14 protein-coding genes, 1 tRNA gene and 1 riboswitch are annotated in these 16,965 nt (G+C 43.3%); of the genes, 7 read left to right on the top strand and 8 right to left on the bottom strand.

All coding sequences use genetic code 11. The features are described 5' to 3' along the window. Positions 1–129 precede the first annotated feature (129 nt). The 3 genes from pflA to OAG1_RS14870 form a co-directional block, all read right to left on the bottom strand. Positions 130–870: a pyruvate formate lyase 1-activating protein gene (gene pflA, locus OAG1_RS14880; protein ID WP_040307632.1), complete on the bottom strand. Its 741-nt coding sequence runs from the start codon at positions 868–870 to the stop codon at positions 130–132. Positions 871–960: 90 nt separating this feature from the next. Then, positions 961–3,243: a formate C-acetyltransferase gene (gene pflB / locus OAG1_RS14875; protein WP_016403701.1), complete on the bottom strand. Its 2,283-nt coding sequence runs from the start codon at positions 3,241–3,243 to the stop codon at positions 961–963. A 124-nt stretch (positions 3,244–3,367) separates the two neighbouring features. Continuing rightward, positions 3,368–4,909: a DUF3360 family protein gene (locus OAG1_RS14870; RefSeq protein WP_338621840.1), complete on the bottom strand. Its 1,542-nt coding sequence runs from the start codon at positions 4,907–4,909 to the stop codon at positions 3,368–3,370. Positions 4,910–5,768: 859 nt separating this feature from the next. On the opposite strand from OAG1_RS14870, the gene OAG1_RS14865 reads away from it, so the two are divergent. From OAG1_RS14865 to OAG1_RS14840, 6 genes are all read left to right on the top strand, one after another. Next, positions 5,769–6,530, top strand: a complete 762-nt coding sequence (locus tag OAG1_RS14865) for an ATP-binding cassette domain-containing protein (protein ID WP_304503125.1) — start codon at positions 5,769–5,771, stop codon at positions 6,528–6,530. Positions 6,531–6,589: 59 nt separating this feature from the next. Further along, positions 6,590–7,354: a transporter substrate-binding domain-containing protein gene (locus tag OAG1_RS14860; RefSeq protein ID WP_016403705.1), complete on the top strand. Its 765-nt coding sequence runs from the start codon at positions 6,590–6,592 to the stop codon at positions 7,352–7,354. A gap of 57 nt (positions 7,355–7,411) precedes the next feature. Continuing rightward, complete coding sequence (locus OAG1_RS14855) at positions 7,412–8,110, top strand: ABC transporter permease (protein ID WP_016403706.1); 699 nt, start codon at positions 7,412–7,414, stop codon at positions 8,108–8,110. Between the two features lie 10 nt (positions 8,111–8,120). Then, positions 8,121–8,840, top strand: a complete 720-nt coding sequence (locus OAG1_RS14850; protein ID WP_338621839.1) for an ABC transporter permease — start codon at positions 8,121–8,123, stop codon at positions 8,838–8,840. 52 nt (positions 8,841–8,892) lie between these two features. Further along, positions 8,893–10,035: a beta-aspartyl-peptidase gene (iadA, locus tag OAG1_RS14845; protein WP_338621838.1), complete on the top strand. Its 1,143-nt coding sequence runs from the start codon at positions 8,893–8,895 to the stop codon at positions 10,033–10,035. Positions 10,036–10,126: 91 nt separating this feature from the next. Beyond that, positions 10,127–11,362: a cystathionine gamma-synthase family protein gene (locus OAG1_RS14840; protein WP_338621837.1), complete on the top strand. Its 1,236-nt coding sequence runs from the start codon at positions 10,127–10,129 to the stop codon at positions 11,360–11,362. A gap of 72 nt (positions 11,363–11,434) precedes the next feature. Here the strand turns inward: OAG1_RS14840 and OAG1_RS14835 are convergent, their stop codons facing one another. From OAG1_RS14835 to OAG1_RS14820, 4 genes are all read right to left on the bottom strand, one after another. After that, positions 11,435–11,914: an FKBP-type peptidyl-prolyl cis-trans isomerase gene (locus OAG1_RS14835; RefSeq protein ID WP_338621836.1), complete on the bottom strand. Its 480-nt coding sequence runs from the start codon at positions 11,912–11,914 to the stop codon at positions 11,435–11,437. A 107-nt stretch (positions 11,915–12,021) separates the two neighbouring features. Next, positions 12,022–13,002 carry an ion channel gene (locus OAG1_RS14830; protein WP_338621835.1) on the bottom strand — a complete coding sequence of 327 codons (981 nt, stop codon included), beginning with the start codon at positions 13,000–13,002 and terminating at the stop codon, positions 12,022–12,024. A 135-nt stretch (positions 13,003–13,137) separates the two neighbouring features. Then, positions 13,138–14,793 carry a response regulator gene (locus tag OAG1_RS14825; RefSeq protein ID WP_016403712.1) on the bottom strand — a complete coding sequence of 552 codons (1,656 nt, stop codon included), beginning with the start codon at positions 14,791–14,793 and terminating at the stop codon, positions 13,138–13,140. A 169-nt stretch (positions 14,794–14,962) separates the two neighbouring features. Next, a riboswitch (cyclic di-GMP riboswitch) is annotated at positions 14,963–15,046 on the top strand. 289 nt (positions 15,047–15,335) lie between these two features. Then, positions 15,336–15,419: transfer RNA gene (locus OAG1_RS14820), tRNA-Tyr, on the bottom strand. Positions 15,420–15,583: 164 nt separating this feature from the next. Between OAG1_RS14820 and OAG1_RS14815 the strand changes: the two genes are divergently transcribed. Next, positions 15,584–16,114 (top strand): VC2046/SO_2500 family protein, encoded by a 531-nt coding sequence (locus OAG1_RS14815; protein ID WP_338621834.1) that lies wholly within the window; start codon positions 15,584–15,586, stop codon positions 16,112–16,114. On the opposite strand, the gene purU is transcribed toward OAG1_RS14815, so the two are convergent. Next, positions 16,111–16,947, bottom strand: a complete 837-nt coding sequence (purU, locus tag OAG1_RS14810) for a formyltetrahydrofolate deformylase (protein WP_016403715.1) — start codon at positions 16,945–16,947, stop codon at positions 16,111–16,113. The two genes, OAG1_RS14815 and purU, sit on opposite strands and share 4 nt — an antisense overlap. Positions 16,948–16,965 lie beyond the last annotated feature (18 nt).

The raw sequence follows: 16,965 nt of genomic DNA, 5'->3' as shown, positions 1-16,965 counted from the left end.
ATTGGTATAACCTTCTTTAGCTTGATCAAAACAATGGCCCTTATCACAGGACCATTGTTTATTTTGAAGGCTCAACGCGCTTTGACATATAGGGCAAATAATCATGTATAGCTTATTCTCGAGAGGCTATTAGTAAATCACTTTATCGTGATACTGCTTTAAGATGCCGCTAATGGTTTCCATGGTGTCTTTGCTAGGTGGTTTAACGCCAGCAAGTGGGTAATCTTCGCCCATGGCCGTCCATTTGTGCTTGCCTAACTCGTGATAGGGTAATAATTCAATTTTTTCTACATTATCAAAAGGCGCTAAAAATTCACCTAAGTCATGTGCTGATTGTTCGTCGTCGGTAAAGCCAGGAACAACAACATAACGTATCCAAGTTTTTTGACCTACCTTGTGCAAGTAGCGAGCAAAATCTAAGGTACGTTTATTACTTACGCCCACCAAATCTTGGTGCACATCATCATGTATTTGTTTAATGTCGAGCATCACTAAGTCTGACACTTCCAGCAGCTCGTCAATGACCTCGGTATGTTTACGCACATAACCGTTGGTATCTAAGCAGGTATGAATACCTTGAGCCTGACATTCTCGAAATAGGTCTCGCACAAACTCAGCTTGAAGTATCGCTTCTCCACCACTGGCTGTTACACCACCACCACTGGCATTCATAAAACGTCTATAAGGGGTAAGGTCACTCATTAGCTCACTAACGCTAACTTCTTTACCGTCGTGTAAATCCCAAGTATCGCGGTTGTGGCAGTATTGGCAACGCATTAAGCAACCTTGCATAAATACAATAAACCGGATCCCTGGTCCATCAACGGTTCCGCAAGACTCAGTAGAGTGAATTCGCCCAATCTTTGACATTTGTTTCTCCAAAAAAAAACCTTGCCCAAAAACTTGGGCAAGGTTAATTATAACCGTAGTCTCTGCTAAGCAGAACTACTTAACGTTCAATTACATACTTTGTGTGAAAGTACGAGTGATTACGTCTTGTTGTTGTTCTGGCGTTAGCGAGTTAAAGCGCACTGCATAACCAGATACACGGATGGTAAGCTGAGGGTATTTCTCAGGATTTTCCATCGCATCAACTAACATTTCACGGTTCATAACGTTAACGTTCAAGTGTTGACCACCTTCTACGTCAGCGTTGTGGTAGAAGTAACCGTCCATTAAGCCAGCTAAGTTAGACTTCTGAGTATCGTCATCTTTACCTAGTGCGTTTGGCACGATAGAGAAGGTGTAAGAGATACCGTCTTGTGCGTTAGCAAATGGTAGTTTAGCTACTGATGTTAAAGACGCTACCGCACCTTTTTCATCACGGCCGTGCATTGGGTTAGCACCAGGAGCAAAAGGAGCGCCTGCTTTACGACCATCTGGAGTAGTACCTGTTTTCTTACCGTATACAACGTTAGAAGTAATAGTAAGAACTGACTGAGTAGGGATCGCGTTACGGTAAGTTTTAAGCTTACGGATCTTAGTCATGAAGCGGTTTACTAGGTCAACGGCAATATCATCTACGCTGTCGTCGTTGTTACCAAATTTAGGGTAATCACCTTCAATTTCAAAGTCGGTAGCAATACCGTCTTCGTCACGAATTGGCTTAACTTTAGCAAATTTGATAGCAGACAATGAGTCAGCTGCAACTGATAGACCAGCAATACCACAAGCCATTGTACGGCGAACGTCACGATCGTGAAGTGCCATTAATGAAGCTTCGTAGCTGTACTTGTCGTGCATGTAGTGAATACAGTTAAGTGCGGTCACGTATTGCTCTGCTAGCCAATCCATAAAGGTGTCTAGGCGACCCATTACGTCGTCAAAGCTTAGAACTTCGTCAGTGATCTTGTCAGAAACAGGACCTACTTGGATCTTAAGCTTCTCATCCATACCACCGTTAATTGCGTAAAGCAGTGTTTTAGCTAAGTTAGCGCGAGCACCGAAGAACTGCATGTGCTTACCAACAACCATTGGTGATACACAACAAGCAATTGCGTAGTCATCGTTGTCGAAGTCAGTACGCATTAGGTCATCGTTTTCATACTGGATAGATGAAGTATCGATAGATACCTTGGCACAGTATTTCTTGAAGTTAATAGGTAGTTGCTCAGACCATAGAACAGTAATGTTCGGCTCTGGAGAAGGACCCATTGTGTATAGCGTGTTCAAGAAACGGAAAGCTGTACGGCTTACTAGCGTACGACCGTCAGTACCCATACCACCGATAGACTCAGTTGCCCAGATTGGGTCACCAGAGAACAAATCATCGTATTCAGGCGTACGTAGGAAACGAACCATACGTAGCTTCATTACTAAGTGGTCTACTAATTCTTGCGCTTCGCTTTCTGTTAGTGTGCCAGCAGCGATATCACGCTCAATGTACACGTCTAAGAAAGTAGTAGTACGACCAAACGACATTGCAGCGCCGTTTTGTGATTTAACAGCAGCTAGGTAGCCGAAGTAAGTCCACTGTACTGCTTCTTTTGCGTTTTCTGCTGGGCGAGAAATATCACAGCCGTATTTAGCTGCCATTTCTTTAATTTGGCCTAGTGCACGGTGCTGTTCGCTGATTTCTTCGCGAAGCTGCATGGTAGAAGCTAGGTCAGAACCGTTTACAAAGTCACCTTCCAAAGAACGGTGTTGCTTAACTTTGTCAGCCATTAAGAAGTCGATACCGTAAAGTGCTACGCGACGGTAGTCACCAATAATACGGCCACGGCCGTAAGCGTCTGGCAAACCAGTTAGTACACCTGACTTACGACACTTCATGATAGCGCCAGTGTAAACGTCAAATACACCTTGGTTATGGGTTTTACGGTAGTCAGTGTAAATCTTGCTTACCATTGGATCTAATTCGCGATCGTAAGCTTTACAAGAACCTTCAATCATACGAATACCGCCGTTAGGGATAATCGCACGTTTTAGTGGCGCTTCAGTTTGTAGGCCAACAATTTGCTCTAGATCTTGGTTGATGTAACCAGCATCGTGAGCAGTAATGGTTGAGATTACTGAAGTATCGAAGTCTACCGGCGCGTGAGTGCGGTTTTCTTCTTTAATGCCTTCCATAACTTTGTCCCAAAGCTTATCCGTAGCTTCGGTTGCTCCAGCTAGAAAGCTCTCATCGCCTTCATATGGAGTGTAGTTAGTTTGAATAAAGTCACGAACGTTAACTTCATTTTGCCATTCGCCGGTTTTAAAACCTGACCAGGCACTAGCAAAAACATCGTTCTTCTCTGCCATTTCTTGTCCCACCTATAAGTTGGTATACAAATAAATATTCTATGGTTTATCAGATAGCTAAAGAGCCACTATCTTAAGCCCTTGGAACAAGTATAGTGCTAGTTCCAAGGGGTAAAAATTTAAATTACAACAGTGCTGGAATTCCGTATTTACCTTCCAGCATACCTACAGCCATCATGGCTACAAAACAAATCAATAATACGGTAGCAGGGATAATAATGCGGTCTGCAAAAGACAGCTTCTTCGGACGTTCTTTATCACCAATTAAGCCATTGTTATCTAACAACATAGTTAGTGCCCAAGCTAACACTGGGTTAGTTACCGCTGCAGCAAAGATACAGATACCAGCAGATTGTGAATCTTTAGTGTCTTTAATCATTTGCATGCCTGCTTCTAGTAACGGTAAGAACACACCTACTAGTAGAGCAATTTTCATTACTGGAGGCCAAACCGCAACGTCCATTGGGAAGCCTAAAATTGCAATGATGATACATAGTGAACCAAGCAAAATTGCACCGCCAGGAATTGGGCGTTTAGCAATAGCGGCTGGAATCATGTAAGTACCCCAGCTAGAAGTAATGTTACCACCACCTACAGCTGTACCTACAATCTGGCGAACTGAACAAGTAGTCATGGTGTCATCAACATCCATTAATACTTTGTCTGTACCGCGTGGGTAGTTCAGTTCTTGGAAAATACGATGACCTAGGAAGTCTGGTGACCACATCGCTACAGCTAAAATTGCAAACGGTAGTGAAGCGATAAAGTGTTCCATATTAGGTAAACCTAACTGCCAACCTTGCTCAGTAGAGCCCCACCAGTAAACTGGGTTTAGATTAGGTAGGCCCATCTCGGTTTTAAAGGTAAGGTCAAAACCTGCGCCAAATGCTAAGGCAATTGCTAGACCCATAACCGCACAGGCTGGAATCGCTAACCAACGTTTACCGATTTTTGCTAAGAATGCATACAATACAATGGTAGCGGCTAAAACAACTAAGCCTACATAGCCCATCTCGCCTGCAGCAATACCTGCATCAACAGATTCAAGACCTTTAGACCAAGATTGAATGTCACCAATCATTGACATGGTGCCGCCAAAGCCAAGGAACACCAGCAAGCCGCCAGCAACACCTTCACTGGTTAAGTTCACCAGTTTAGAGCCACCTTTAAAGAAGCTAAGAAGTAAACCAAACACACCAAGTAAGATTGCTAATGCAAGCGGGTGAGCACCTGCTAAAGCGATGGCGCCAATCAATGGAATCATTGGACCATGGTTACCTGCAAGGTTAGCGCGCGGGTTAAATATCCCCGAAGCTAATACACAGAAAAGTAACGCAGGGATAAGCATTTCTACACGAGCTACCTCAATAGCAAACTCGGTACCTAGATTAATGTGGTCCCAACGTTCGGTTAGGCCATCTGCCCATGCCATCATTACTGCTGAGTACATTGCAATAATGCCAATAGTACCGGCAATGGCTGGCACCAAATCTTCCCATTCGAAGCGGAAGTCACGACCTGGCAAATTTAAGCCCCAGCGGCGAGGCTTCATGATTTTTAGTTCGTGGTCTAAGTAGTCGGAACGAGTTTCAAACTCAGAAGCAGGGCGGTGTGCTTCTGAATAGCTCAGTTCTTCGTCTTGAGACTGGTGGTTGTTACTAGACATAGTTTCCTCAAAAAACAAATATAAAAACCGGTAAATCGCAGGTGCTTATTAGGTGTTACTAAGCCTGAGATCCTTCTCACTCGCGATAATCGTCTCAATGGGACGAACAACATATAAGGATAGTGAGTATAAAACGTGAATTAACAGTATGCAGCTAAAGTTAGAAAGTGTTGTGATTAACTGTATTAAAGAAATATGAAAGAAACACAAAATTCGGCAATTTTGAATATTGTTGTTAGTAATACTTAGGCCGCTTGTTTTGTAGTTCTTAACCACAACTTCTACCTGCTACTTTTGATAGCAAAATTGTATCAAAGTAAGCAAGATCCGGAATTTGATCTGTGTCAAAAAAGCCCATAATTTGTGTAATTTTACTACTTATTTGCAGGGTAAAGCGAAACATAGTCGAAGTTATGGGCCTTATTCTGTAATTTACTTACTAAAATAGTGGGCTTAGTAATGAGAGCTGGCTCACTTATTTATGCTTAATCTTTGAGTGCTATTTTACAATTACGCAACAGCAAATGCGGCGCTAACCGCAAACTGAACTAAAAGGCCTATTATTGATGTATATCGAGCTAAAATTCTAAAACTGAAATTAAATTCGTTGCTCGGGCGTTATATAGCGTATCTATGCAGACTGGTTGAATATAAAGATGCTAATAAAATCGCTTAATAGGGTGTTTTGTAATCATAAGAGCGCCAATTGCCCCATAAAATGTTGAGTTTTGTCTTTCGCGATGATACTTTTCGTTGGGTTGAACGTGTAACAAATTATTTAACAATAACTACGCGCCTTAGGAAACAAGGCTGGTTGCTTAGGCAGTCATTAACAAGGTAAACATAAAATATGAGTGATGTGGCTGCACTAGAAGCATCAAATATCCACAAGGTGTTTGGCGATAACGAAGTACTTAAAGGTATTGACCTTACCGCTAACAAAGGCGATGTGATTTCTATCATCGGTTCTTCTGGTTCGGGCAAAAGCACTTTTTTACGCTGCATGAATCTACTTGAGATCCCAACTCAAGGCGATATCGCACTTCACAGTGAAAAAATTGGCTTTAAGCACCTACGCAATGGTGAGCGTTTACCCTCTGACAATAAGCAAGTTGAACGAATTCGCTCTAAACTCTCGATGGTGTTTCAAGGCTTTAATCTCTGGTCACACATGACCGTATTAGAAAACATCATTGAAGCGCCGGTTCATGTATTGGGTATCCCCAAGAAAGAAGCCATCGAGCAAGCTGAAGGCTTGTTGGAGCGCGTAGGTTTACACGACCGAAAAGATTACTACCCAGCCCATATGTCGGGCGGACAGCAGCAACGGGCTGCAATTGCGCGCGCCTTGGCAATGAACCCTGAAGTGATGTTATTTGATGAGCCAACTTCCGCACTTGACCCTGAATTGGTGGGAGAAGTGCTTAAAGTAATGCGTAGTTTGGCTGAAGAAGGACGCACGATGTTGGTTGTGACTCACGAAATGGCCTTTGCGCGTGACGTATCCAATCAGGTGTTATTCCTCCATCAAGGCATAGTGGAAGAGCGTGGTTCCCCACAAAAAGTATTCGAAAATCCAGATTCTGAGCGCATGAAACAATTTCTAGCCCCAAAATACTAAAATTATAACTATGGAAGACAAGCGTTAACTCGCTTAAAGCAAACAACACGGAGTAAAAAATGAAAAAAACATTAGTCGCGATGATTGGTGCAATTGCACTAAGTACTACAGCAGTTGAAGCAAAAGACTGGGAAGTAGTTCGTTTAGCTGTAGATGTGCCTTACGAACCGTTTGAGTACAAAGCTCCTGATGGCTCACTAACTGGTTTTGAAATTGACCTAGGTAACGCGGTTTGTGAAGAAATGAAAGTTAAGTGTGAGTGGGTTATTCAAGCATGGGATGGCATCATTCCTGGCCTACTAGCACGTAAGTACGATGCAATTTTCTCTTCTATGTCTATTAACGAAGACCGTGCGAAAAAGGTATTGTTCTCAGAACCTTACTACAACACACCTACCGGTTTCTTTGGCCCTAAAGCAAGCGAAGTTGACCCAGCTAAACCAGAAACCTTAAAAGGCCTACGTGTGGGTGTTCAGCGCGGTACTATTCAAGATACTTACGCAACAGACAACTACTCAAAAGTAGCTGATATTAAACGTTACACTACCGGTGATGATCTAGTGGTTGATCTACACGGCGGCCGTTTAGACGTTGTAGTTATCGATTTCCCTGTAGGCGTTAGCACGATTATTGAAGTTGAGAAAGGCGCAGACTTTAAAGTGTTAGGCGACAACGTACAGCTAGGTGAAGGTGTAGGTGTTGCTGCACGTAAGCGCGATGGCGAACTAATTGAAATGTTCAACAAAGCCTTAGCTACCGTTAAAACAAACGGTGTATACGACAAAATCAACGAAAAATACTTCGATTACAGTATTAAGAAGTAAGCCTTGCACTACCATTAACCCGAGCCCAGCTCGGGTTAACTTTCTAAGAGACTCATTATGTTAGATCTTCATGGTTACGGCCCTTCAATATTTATGGGGGCGATTGTCACTATCGAAGTTGCCTTCTTATCATTGGCTGTAGCGCTAATTTTAGGCATGTTGGCAGCGGTGGCGCGTTTATCAAAAAACCGTATTGCTAATGGCGTTGCTGTGGTTTACACCACCGTTATTCGCGGTGTGCCCGACTTAGTGTTAATGCTGCTTATTTTCTTTGGCGCTCAAATCATGATGAATGTGTTTTCTGATTGGTTATACGACAACTTTGACATCGATTATTACATCAATATCAATGAGTTTGTGGCGGGTGTAACCACCATTGGATTTATTTTTGGTGCCTACATGGCGGAAACCTTTCGCGGTGCTTTTCTCGCTGTAGATAACGGCCAAATTGAAGCAGGCAAAGCTTATGGTATGAGTAGCTTGCAGGTATTTCGTCGTATTACGGTACCGCAAATGATGCGTCACGCTATTCCGGGCATTGGAAATAATTGGTTGGTATTAGTGAAAACGACAGCGCTGGTTTCGGTAATTGGTCTAGCGGATATGGTACGCCTAGCCAAAGAAGCTGCAGGCGCGGTACACGAACCATTTTTGTTCTTTATTCCAGTGGCCTTTGTATACCTTGCACTTACTAGTGTTTCTGAAATTTTCCTAAAACGATTAGAAATTCGTTTTAGTGCTGGCACGGTGAGGTAAGCGCTTAATTATGTATGAAACTATCGAGAACTTACTCGCCAATAATGACATTTTTACTTTAACCACCGTGTTAGGGTACTGGGACGGTTTAGTGATGACCGTTCAATTGGTATTTTTGTCGCTAATATTAGGCCTAATTCTGGCAATTCCCCTTGCCATTATGCGTGCCTCCGACAACTTTTTAATTAGCCGCAGTGTTTGGGTATTTACCTATATATTTCGTGGTACTCCCTTACTGATTCAGCTATACATCATCTACTATGGCGTGACCTATATTGAGGGTATTCAAGATTCAATGTTTTGGCCGATAGTGCGAGAAGCGTTTTATCCTTGTTTATTGGCCTTTGTATTGAACACCGCGGCATATACCACCGAGATTTTTCGAGGTGCGATTGTTGCAACGCCACGTGGTGAGATCGAAGCTGCCAAAGCTTACGGTATGTCTAATGGTAGAGCGATGCGCAGGATTATTTTGCCAAGTGCGCTTCGCCGAGCATTGCCCGCTTACAGCAACGAAGTAATTTTTATGCTGCATGCTAGTTCGATTGCGAGTGTGGTAACAATTATTGACCTTACCGGTGCTGCCCGTGATGTATATGCTAAATACTACGCGCCATTTGAAGCCTTTACTTTTGCAGCGCTTATCTACTTATCGGTGACCTTTTTGCTGGTATATGGCTTTAAGCATTGGGAAAAACGCTGGCATCGTCATTTACGGCCGCTAAGTTAAGTTTTACAAAGGGGCCTAGGCCCCTTTTTTGTTTGGGATTAAGAAGATAGCTATGCTCACTTTACTTAAAAATGCACAGGTGTACGCACCAGAAGCTCTAGGCTTAATGGATGTTTTGTTGGCTAATGGTAGCATTTTGCAGCTTGCACCGAATATTGAGCTTAAGGCCAGTCATGGCTTAGTAGACAGTATTGATTTATCAGGTAGCATCCTAGCCCCTGGTTTTGTTGATGCCTTAGTCCACTTTACCGGCGGCGGTGGTGAAGGGGGCTTTGCTCATCGCACTGCAGAGCTTAGTTTTGAAAATGCCGCACCCACTGGTGTTACTACTTTAGTAGGCGCATTAGGTACCGATAGTGTTACCCGCACTCCAGCGCAAGTATTAGGTAAAGCACGAGAATTAAGTGCAATGGGCTTAAGCTGCTATTGCTACACCGGCTCCTATCATCTGCCGGTTAAAACCATCACCGGAAGCATCGAGCAAGACATTGTATTAATTCCTGAGATGATAGGTGTAGGTGAGCTAGCCATTGCTGATCATCGAGCCAGTCAGGCCTCGGTACAAGCTTTTACCGCAGTGGCCGCCGAGGCGCGCGTAGCCGGACTATTGTCGGGTAAAAAGGGTATTAGCTTTTTCCACGTTGGTGATGGAAAAGGAAAATTAAATCTACTGCGAGAGATTGTTAAGCAATCTGATTTATTAATCACCCAGCTCTATCCAACCCATTGTAATCGTAATCAGGCCTTGTTTAACGATGCCCTCGCGTTTTTGAGTGAGGGCGGTGTTATCGATTTCACCACTAGCACTATTCCGCAGTTTATCGAAGAAGGCGAGGTAAGCTGCCCTAAAGCGCTTAAAACCATTGTTGATAAGGGCTTAGATTGGCAACGAGTGAGCTTTAGCTCAGATGCTAACGCGAGTTTACCGCTATTTGATGATGCTGGTGAGTTAGTGGGTATGCAAGCGGGAAAACTAGAGAGTTTATATCTGGCTGCTAAAGAAGCTGTTCAGTCTTATCAAGTGCCTCTAGACATTGCGCTGTCGGTGATTAGTCGTAACCCTGCTAAGATTTTGGGCTTAAGAAATAAAGGTCAATTAGCAGTAGGCTTTGACGCCGATTTAGTAGTTCTTGACCAGCAATCTTTAGCGATCAAGCAAGTGTTTGCCAAAGGCCAAAGTATTTGGGCTGAGTAGAATTTGCTAGAGCCACTGGCTGAGGGCTGCTCGTTTTTAGACCTTGGCTAAGGCATAATAGCGGCACTTGGTTTTTACTAGAAGTAGCCCTATGAGCTTTAAAGGATTCACAACACAGCTGGTTCACTGCGACCGTTTAGCTGGCGTAGAGGAAGGCGCTGTTCACGCGCCAATTCATAACTCGGTACCTTATGGATACGCTGCCACTCAAGACTTGGTGGATGTATTTCAAGGCAAGCAAGTTGGCCATGCCTATGCACGCCAATCAACTCCTACTCTCGATTACTTACAACGCAAAATAGCCATGCTTGATGAAAGTGTTGCTAGCTTAGTATTTGGTACCGGTATGGCGGCCATTGGTACGGTGTTTTTAACCTTGCTAAAGGCTGGCGACCACATCGTAGCGAGTCGTTTTTTATTTGGTAACACCAGCAGCATATTTGGCACGCTAAAAGGCTATGGCATTGAGGTGACCTTAGTGGATGCCACAAGCTGTGACGCAGTAGAGCAGGCTTGCCAAGCCAACACCAAAATGGTATTTGTCGAAACCATTGCTAACCCTGCCACCCAGATAGTTGATTTAGCGGGGATTGGAAAGTTATGTGAGCAACGAGGTTTGGTTTACGTAGTGGATAATACCTTAACCTCTTCTTACCTTTTTCAGCCTAAGTCGGTAGGCGCGAGCTTAATCATTACCTCTTTATCAAAGTATGTTGGCGGCCATGGTAATGCCTTGGGTGGCTCGGTAAGTGATACAGGCTTATTTGATTGGAGTGCTTATCCCAATATTTTTGAAGGTTATCGCAGTGGCGATCCTAAGATGTGGGGCATTAACCAAATTAAGAAAAAAGGCCTGCGAGACTTTGGCGGCGCTTTGAGCTCGCAAGCTGCGCATTTATTGTCGGTAGGGGCAGAGACCATGGCCCTGCGTATGGAACGCCAATGTGCGAATGCCTTGGCCTTAGCCAAGATGTTAGATGAGCACCCTAAAGTGGCTAAGGTGTATTACCCAGGCTTGGCTTCTCACCCTCAGCATCAACGAGCCAGTGACTTGTTTAAGCACTATGGCGCTTTGGTGAGCTTTGATTTAGTTGATGGGATCAACAGCACAGAGTTTTTGGATAAAACCAATATCGTAATTAACGCGACCCATTTAGGGGATAACCGAACTTTGGCCTTGCCTGTTGCCCAAACCATTTACTTTGAAATGGGCTTAGAGGCACGCCAAGCCTCGGGAATTAGTGAAACAATGATCCGCTGCTCAATTGGTATTGAAGATACTGAAGACTTGCTCAATGACTTTGAGCAAGCATTAGCCAGTTCTTAGTAAAGAAAGCTGATACAAAAAAGCCTTGGTCATGCCAAGGCTTTTTACATTTACCCGAAATATCCGATAAGTTTACTTACTATCTATTGATAGCAATTCCACTTCAAAAATTAAGGTAGAGCCAGCTGGAATGGATGACACACTGCGGTCGCCGTAAGCTAATTGGCTAGGAATAAAGAAACGGAATTTCTCGCCCACACTCATATATTGTAAGCCTTCGGTCCAGCCCGCGATAACTTGCCCTAGCGGGAACTGAGCAGGGCGTTGACGTTCTACCGAACTATCAAACACTAAGCCGCTTAACAAAGTTCCATGGTAATGAACGGTTACTGTGCTGTTTGCTGAAGGTTTCTCAGCGCCTTCTACAACATCTTCAATGATTAGGTACTGCAATCCAGATTCTGTGGTTATTACACCGTCTTTTTGAGCGTTTTCAGCAAGAAAGTCGTGGCCTAACTGACGGTTTTGTTTAACCGCTTTGGCGTTATTATTGGCGCGGAGAATAAATACAATCACAAAAATAGCGAGTAGAGCGAGAACCACAAATTTCAAAGTCGATTCCTTACTAGGGTGTTGAGTAAAAGATAAATGTTAATCTAACTTTACGAAAGTGCTAGTTAAAAAGCACTGCTTATCTAAGAAAACTCGCTTCAAAAGCGCTAGCGGGTCATTTTTTTTACAAATACCACAACAAACAAGGCAATAATAAAGCTGCCACTAAAGGCCTCTATGGCTGCGAACATGCGGGAAAGTCCAACCGGGGTAAAGTCGCCATAACCAAGAGTAGTAAAAGTGACCACGCTGTAATACAAGCATTCAAAAAACGCTACAACGTTTTGTCCAAGGCTTTGATTAACACTGAGAGAAACAATATTTCCGTTGAAATGAATCCCGGTAAACGAGTAAATAATAGCGCAACTCAAAATGATTAACAGAGAGGTGTATACCACGCGGATCGGCAGTTCTCCGTAGCCGCATACCAAATCAACCAGCTTGGATATTCCGCGCCGATAAGAGAATTTGGGCATTTGATAGCGTCGCATGGTGAGCTCTTTACGCAAAAACACACCTGCAGTAGTAAACAAGCCTTCCGATTCGGCTGTTTTACGGAGACCGCGATACACTTCCTCGGCTTGTTGGTAGTAGTCGGCCATGGCTTCTTTATCTTGCTGTTGCTCAGCGGCACTGCCTAATTGCTCTTGAAGCACTCTTTCGCCAACGCACAGACTATCGCATTTACATTGGTCCATTTTGGCACCAAGCAAATTGGTTTTTGTTAGATCGGCATGATTTAAATTAGCTCCTCGCAAATCGGCTTTCATTAAGCTACCGCTTTGCAGGTTGATATTAAAAAGGTGTGCCCCTCTCAAGTCACTTCGATAGAGGTCGGCGCCAGAAAGGTCGTAACCTTGCTTGCTGTTGTAGTGAACTAAATCAATACCAGCTAGTTTGGCTTTTTTTAGGCTGATACCTTGAAGCATGCCGCCGCTTTTAGCATGGTTTTCTAGCTTCTCTTTGATTTCTTCACCGCATTTGTCCTCGTCTGGATCATGCCAAAAACACAACCCGCTTTCTAAAGCAGGTTCCTTGCAGTTGGCTCCAGAACTATCTTGGTACAGACATTGACCGCACTTCTCCATATTTGGCTAACGCTCCAGCTATTAATCAACAATTTGATTATTAGCCAGTTTTATTCACTGGCTTTAAGCTAAGTGTATTTCAAATGGAGGATTTTGCGAGCAGCCTTAAAATGTGGGGCTAACAAGACTTGCTTGCTATTTTTTGTTGCCGCTACCGAGTTGCTGGAACTCACTTTTTAAGGTTGAGTAACGCTCGGCGTGGTTGTCGTTTAATTTAAGACCATCGAGTAACTTAATGGTAATTTTGCAGTCACTTAAAAGCTGCCCACTGAGCCCTTTTTCCGATTGATTAAGTTGTTTTAGAATGGCTTGGATTTTATTCAAGATTGCGCCGGTGTTTCCAGGGGCCACTTGCAAAGCCTTGTCGAAATAGCTCGTCGCCTCGTGAAAGCGATTTTCTTCATAGGCTTCGATGCCCATTTTGTTGTATTCACGAAACTGGCCAAGTTTGAGTTCAAAATCTTCAGCTTTTAATACTTTGTGCGCAGAGGATAAAGACATGGGGTCGATGTCATCGCGTTTTTCTAGCTCTTCGGCAAAGGGCATTGCGTATTCAAACTCGCCTACAGAGTTTAGGGTTAAGAAGGTGTCGGGTAATAGTTCACCACTTACTTTGCTGGGGGCATCTAACAAACCGTCGTGGCTATCAAACAGCAATCGTTTGGCTTTGTTTAGCTCACCTTTGGTGGCGTGCACGCGAGCTTGGCTTATGCCTTCAAAGGCATCAAAATTAAAGTCATCGTCTTTGCCTTCTTCACGCCTAGCATGAAATAGCACAGAGTTAACTTCTTGCAGTAAGCGATTTTTTCGATACAAATCATCTTCACTTTGCGCTTCGTCTATTAGGCTGCGTACATAGTTACACAGGTGATGAGGGCCACGATGTATAGACCGCCTAGCAAGCTGCAAAATGGTAGAAAAGGTTTCTTTGGCTAGGGTTAAATCGCCAGCTTCCATAGCAAGCTCGGCTAACAGCTGTTGGCGCTCAATACTATTTACCGCCAACTTAGAGGCTTTAAGCACAGTTTCTAGGGCTTTGTCTAACTCACCGTCTGCTCGGTAAGCACGAGCTAGCCAGTCATAGCCGGTGAGCAGCAATGGGCTCTCAGCAATAGAGCGATTAAGTGTTTCAATCGCGCTTTTATTGTCTTTTAGTAACAGGTGAACACGGCCTAAGGTAGCTTTTGCCCAGGTTTGTTTCCGCTCTTCTAGAATGGCTTCTAGTGCTTCTTTAGCTGCCACGTATTCGCCTAAGGCTATTTGCGCTTCAACGCGTAAGTTACGGCAATAGTTGCTGTAACGGCTTTCGGCTTCAATCTGTTTGTCACACAGTTCAATAACTTGCTGATACTGTTTTTTTGATAATGCGTGATAAACCTCGCGTAAACTTTGACGCTTTACATGGGCTCTTGCTAGGCGGTTGTGTAACTGAAACTGAGAAAATGGTTTGGTTATGAACTCGTCTGGCTCCATTTCTAGAGCACTAAGCACCATACTTTTATTATTGTCACCACTAATAATAAAAAACAGAGCATCAACTTCTAACAACTCGCTAACACGAAGCTCTTCTAAAAGCTGGCCACCATTCTTGCCAGTGCCAAGGTTATAATCCACTAGAAGGATGTCGAATTTTCGTTTTTTGCACGCCCTTACAGCGGCTTCGCCAGTGTTTGCAAAATAAACGTCGGTTGCGCCAAAGTTTTGCAACATGGCCTTAAGCATAACCTGAAAGGCTCGCTGGTCATCAACGATGAGTATTTGCTTGTCGCTGTAATTGTATTGCGTTGCCATTACTGAGTGTTCTAATCCTTTTGGCTTATCCTAGCATAAGTTACCAAGCGATAAAGTAGTGTAAGTATAGACAGTTAGCGCAGTAGTAGTATCTGCTATTAAACCTTGCAAAAACAGCTAAGCTTGATTTAATATTGAGGTGTTGATGAGTCTTTTGGTCTCATCAGCGCTGAGTCAAAGCCAAACTTGGAGTGATCCAAGGTCGGAAAGTTACAGGTCTTTAGGGCAACCTTAAGATGGCTGGACCGCCTTAGTTGAGTGGTTAGATTTGCACAATGTACATCTTTCTACTTAGTAAGTTAGTCTATTTACCGTTTATTACTTTCCGTATTTGGTTGGAACGCCAAGCTAAAATTAGCTTGGCGTATTTGTTTCCGCTGCCTTATCTTGTTAAGCATTTGTTTCTAAATGCTGTTACTCCTAAGACTTTTAAATCTATTGGTTATTGCTCAACTTAATATTTTTGTTGTGCGCTAATTGCATACTTAAGGCAAATTTCGGGTATAAAAAAAGACATCCTAAGATGTCTTTTTTTATCAATATGGTGGAGGGAGGTGGATTCGAACCACCGAAGCTTTCGCGACAGATTTACAATCTGTTCCCTTTGGCCACTCGGGAACCCCTCCTGCTTGTGGAGCGGCATATTACCAGAACTTGGTGGGCTGTAAAGCAAAAACAGCGACATTTTTATTGGTAGATAACTGTTTGCTTATTATCTGTGCATTTGGCCGAAATTTGCTAAAGTTTTAGCCTGCTTTTCCGATAGCTATAAAGGTAATGGAGGAGCAATATGTTAGTTGAGCAAATTAGACAAAGTAGCTTGTGTGATGAACTGCAGTTGGGCGATACGCTTAACCAAAGTGCCTTGCAGGGTGATCAGGCTCATTTTCATTTATTGCTTAGCATGCTTAGCCAAAACGTGTGCGATCAAGCTCAGTTTTCAATGCAAAAGCAACAGCATGAACAAGTTCAGCAAGATTTACGTGATAAGTTTCAACTGGCTCAAACTCGCGCTCTTAAAGCGCTAGATGATGAGTTTCCAGTGCAAGCTAATTGGAGTAAGCACCTACATGCTGGTGAGCCGTCGCGAATTCGTTTAGAACAGGCTCTAGGCGGCTATGCGGCGTGTGCAGAAGACAGTGTCGACGGTTTACCTCACGAGGTAATGAACAACGTGGATTTGTTAAGCCGGGTAAAACACCAAGTGGCTAAGCCAGATCAGCAACAAGAAATAGATAAGGAAGTGAAGGGTACTGACATGTACAAGCTACTAAGTGACTTCGATTACTCAAAGCCACTTAGCGTTAAGTACTTTAATTAACGAAACACCACGGTACGGTTTCCGTATACAAATACTTTTTCATCAAGCACTTGCTGCAGTGCTTTACTTAATACTGCTTTTTCTACATCACGGCCAGCTTTGGCCATTTCTTCGGCGCTGTAAGTATGATCAACATGGATTACATGTTGCTCTACTATTGGCCCTTCGTCTAAATCGTTGTTTACAAAGTGGGCGGTGGCACCAATAATTTTTACGCCTCGGTCGTAAGCTTGTTTATAAGGCTTAGCACCAATAAATGCTGGCAAAAACGAGTGATGAATGTTTAAGATTTTGTTGCTAAAGGCTTCAACAAAAGCTGGCGTAAGAATACGCATGTACTTGGCAAGTACTACGTAGTCTGGTTGGTACTGCTGCACTACCTTAATAACTTGTTGCTCATGCTCTTCGCGGCTTAAATCTACATGGCTAATATGATGGAAAGGAATATCAAATTTTTCCGTCAAGGTACGTAGGCTATCGTAGTTACCAACAACTGCAGCAATTTCTACATCCATATCACCGTAAACGGCTTTCATGAGTAGATCGCCCAAACAATGTGCTTCTTTGGTTACCATGATAACAATACGTTTGCGCCCAGCACTTTCTAGCCGACGGGTGCTTCCAGCTGGAAGTGCGCCATCTAAATCGGCAAGTAAAGTTTGGTCGTTAAAGTAGCCTTCTAATACTGTACGCATAAAAAAGCGATTGGCATCGTTATCAACAAACTCGTTGTTTTTAATAATGTTAAGCTGGTGCTTAGCACATATATTGGTAATGCTTGAGATTAAACCTTTTGCGTCTGGGCATTCGGTTAATAGAATTTTTCTTTCCATTGTGTTTTCGATTTATTC

Source organism: Agarivorans sp. OAG1, assembly GCF_037076485.1.
GTDB classification, from domain to species: domain Bacteria; phylum Pseudomonadota; class Gammaproteobacteria; order Enterobacterales; family Celerinatantimonadaceae; genus Agarivorans; species Agarivorans albus.
This window is presented reverse-complemented; position numbering and strand designations above follow the sequence as displayed.

What these genes read in the sequence shown, in the direction of transcription:
- pflA (WP_040307632.1), bottom strand. Translation starts at nt 870, where the DNA reads ATGTCAAAGATTGGGCGAATTCACTCTACTGAGTCTTGCGGAACCGTT.
- pflB (WP_016403701.1), bottom strand. Translation starts at nt 3,243, where the DNA reads ATGGCAGAGAAGAACGATGTTTTTGCTAGTGCCTGGTCAGGTTTTAAA.
- OAG1_RS14870 (WP_338621840.1), bottom strand. Translation starts at nt 4,909, where the DNA reads ATGTCTAGTAACAACCACCAGTCTCAAGACGAAGAACTGAGCTATTCA.
- OAG1_RS14860 (WP_016403705.1), top strand. Translation starts at nt 6,590, where the DNA reads ATGAAAAAAACATTAGTCGCGATGATTGGTGCAATTGCACTAAGTACT.
- OAG1_RS14855 (WP_016403706.1), top strand. Translation starts at nt 7,412, where the DNA reads ATGTTAGATCTTCATGGTTACGGCCCTTCAATATTTATGGGGGCGATT.
- OAG1_RS14850 (WP_338621839.1), top strand. Translation starts at nt 8,121, where the DNA reads ATGTATGAAACTATCGAGAACTTACTCGCCAATAATGACATTTTTACT.
- iadA (WP_338621838.1), top strand. Translation starts at nt 8,893, where the DNA reads ATGCTCACTTTACTTAAAAATGCACAGGTGTACGCACCAGAAGCTCTA.
- OAG1_RS14840 (WP_338621837.1), top strand. Translation starts at nt 10,127, where the DNA reads ATGAGCTTTAAAGGATTCACAACACAGCTGGTTCACTGCGACCGTTTA.
- OAG1_RS14830 (WP_338621835.1), bottom strand. Translation starts at nt 13,002, where the DNA reads ATGGAGAAGTGCGGTCAATGTCTGTACCAAGATAGTTCTGGAGCCAAC.
- OAG1_RS14825 (WP_016403712.1), bottom strand. Translation starts at nt 14,793, where the DNA reads ATGGCAACGCAATACAATTACAGCGACAAGCAAATACTCATCGTTGAT.
- OAG1_RS14815 (WP_338621834.1), top strand. Translation starts at nt 15,584, where the DNA reads ATGTTAGTTGAGCAAATTAGACAAAGTAGCTTGTGTGATGAACTGCAG.
- purU (WP_016403715.1), bottom strand. Translation starts at nt 16,947, where the DNA reads ATGGAAAGAAAAATTCTATTAACCGAATGCCCAGACGCAAAAGGTTTA.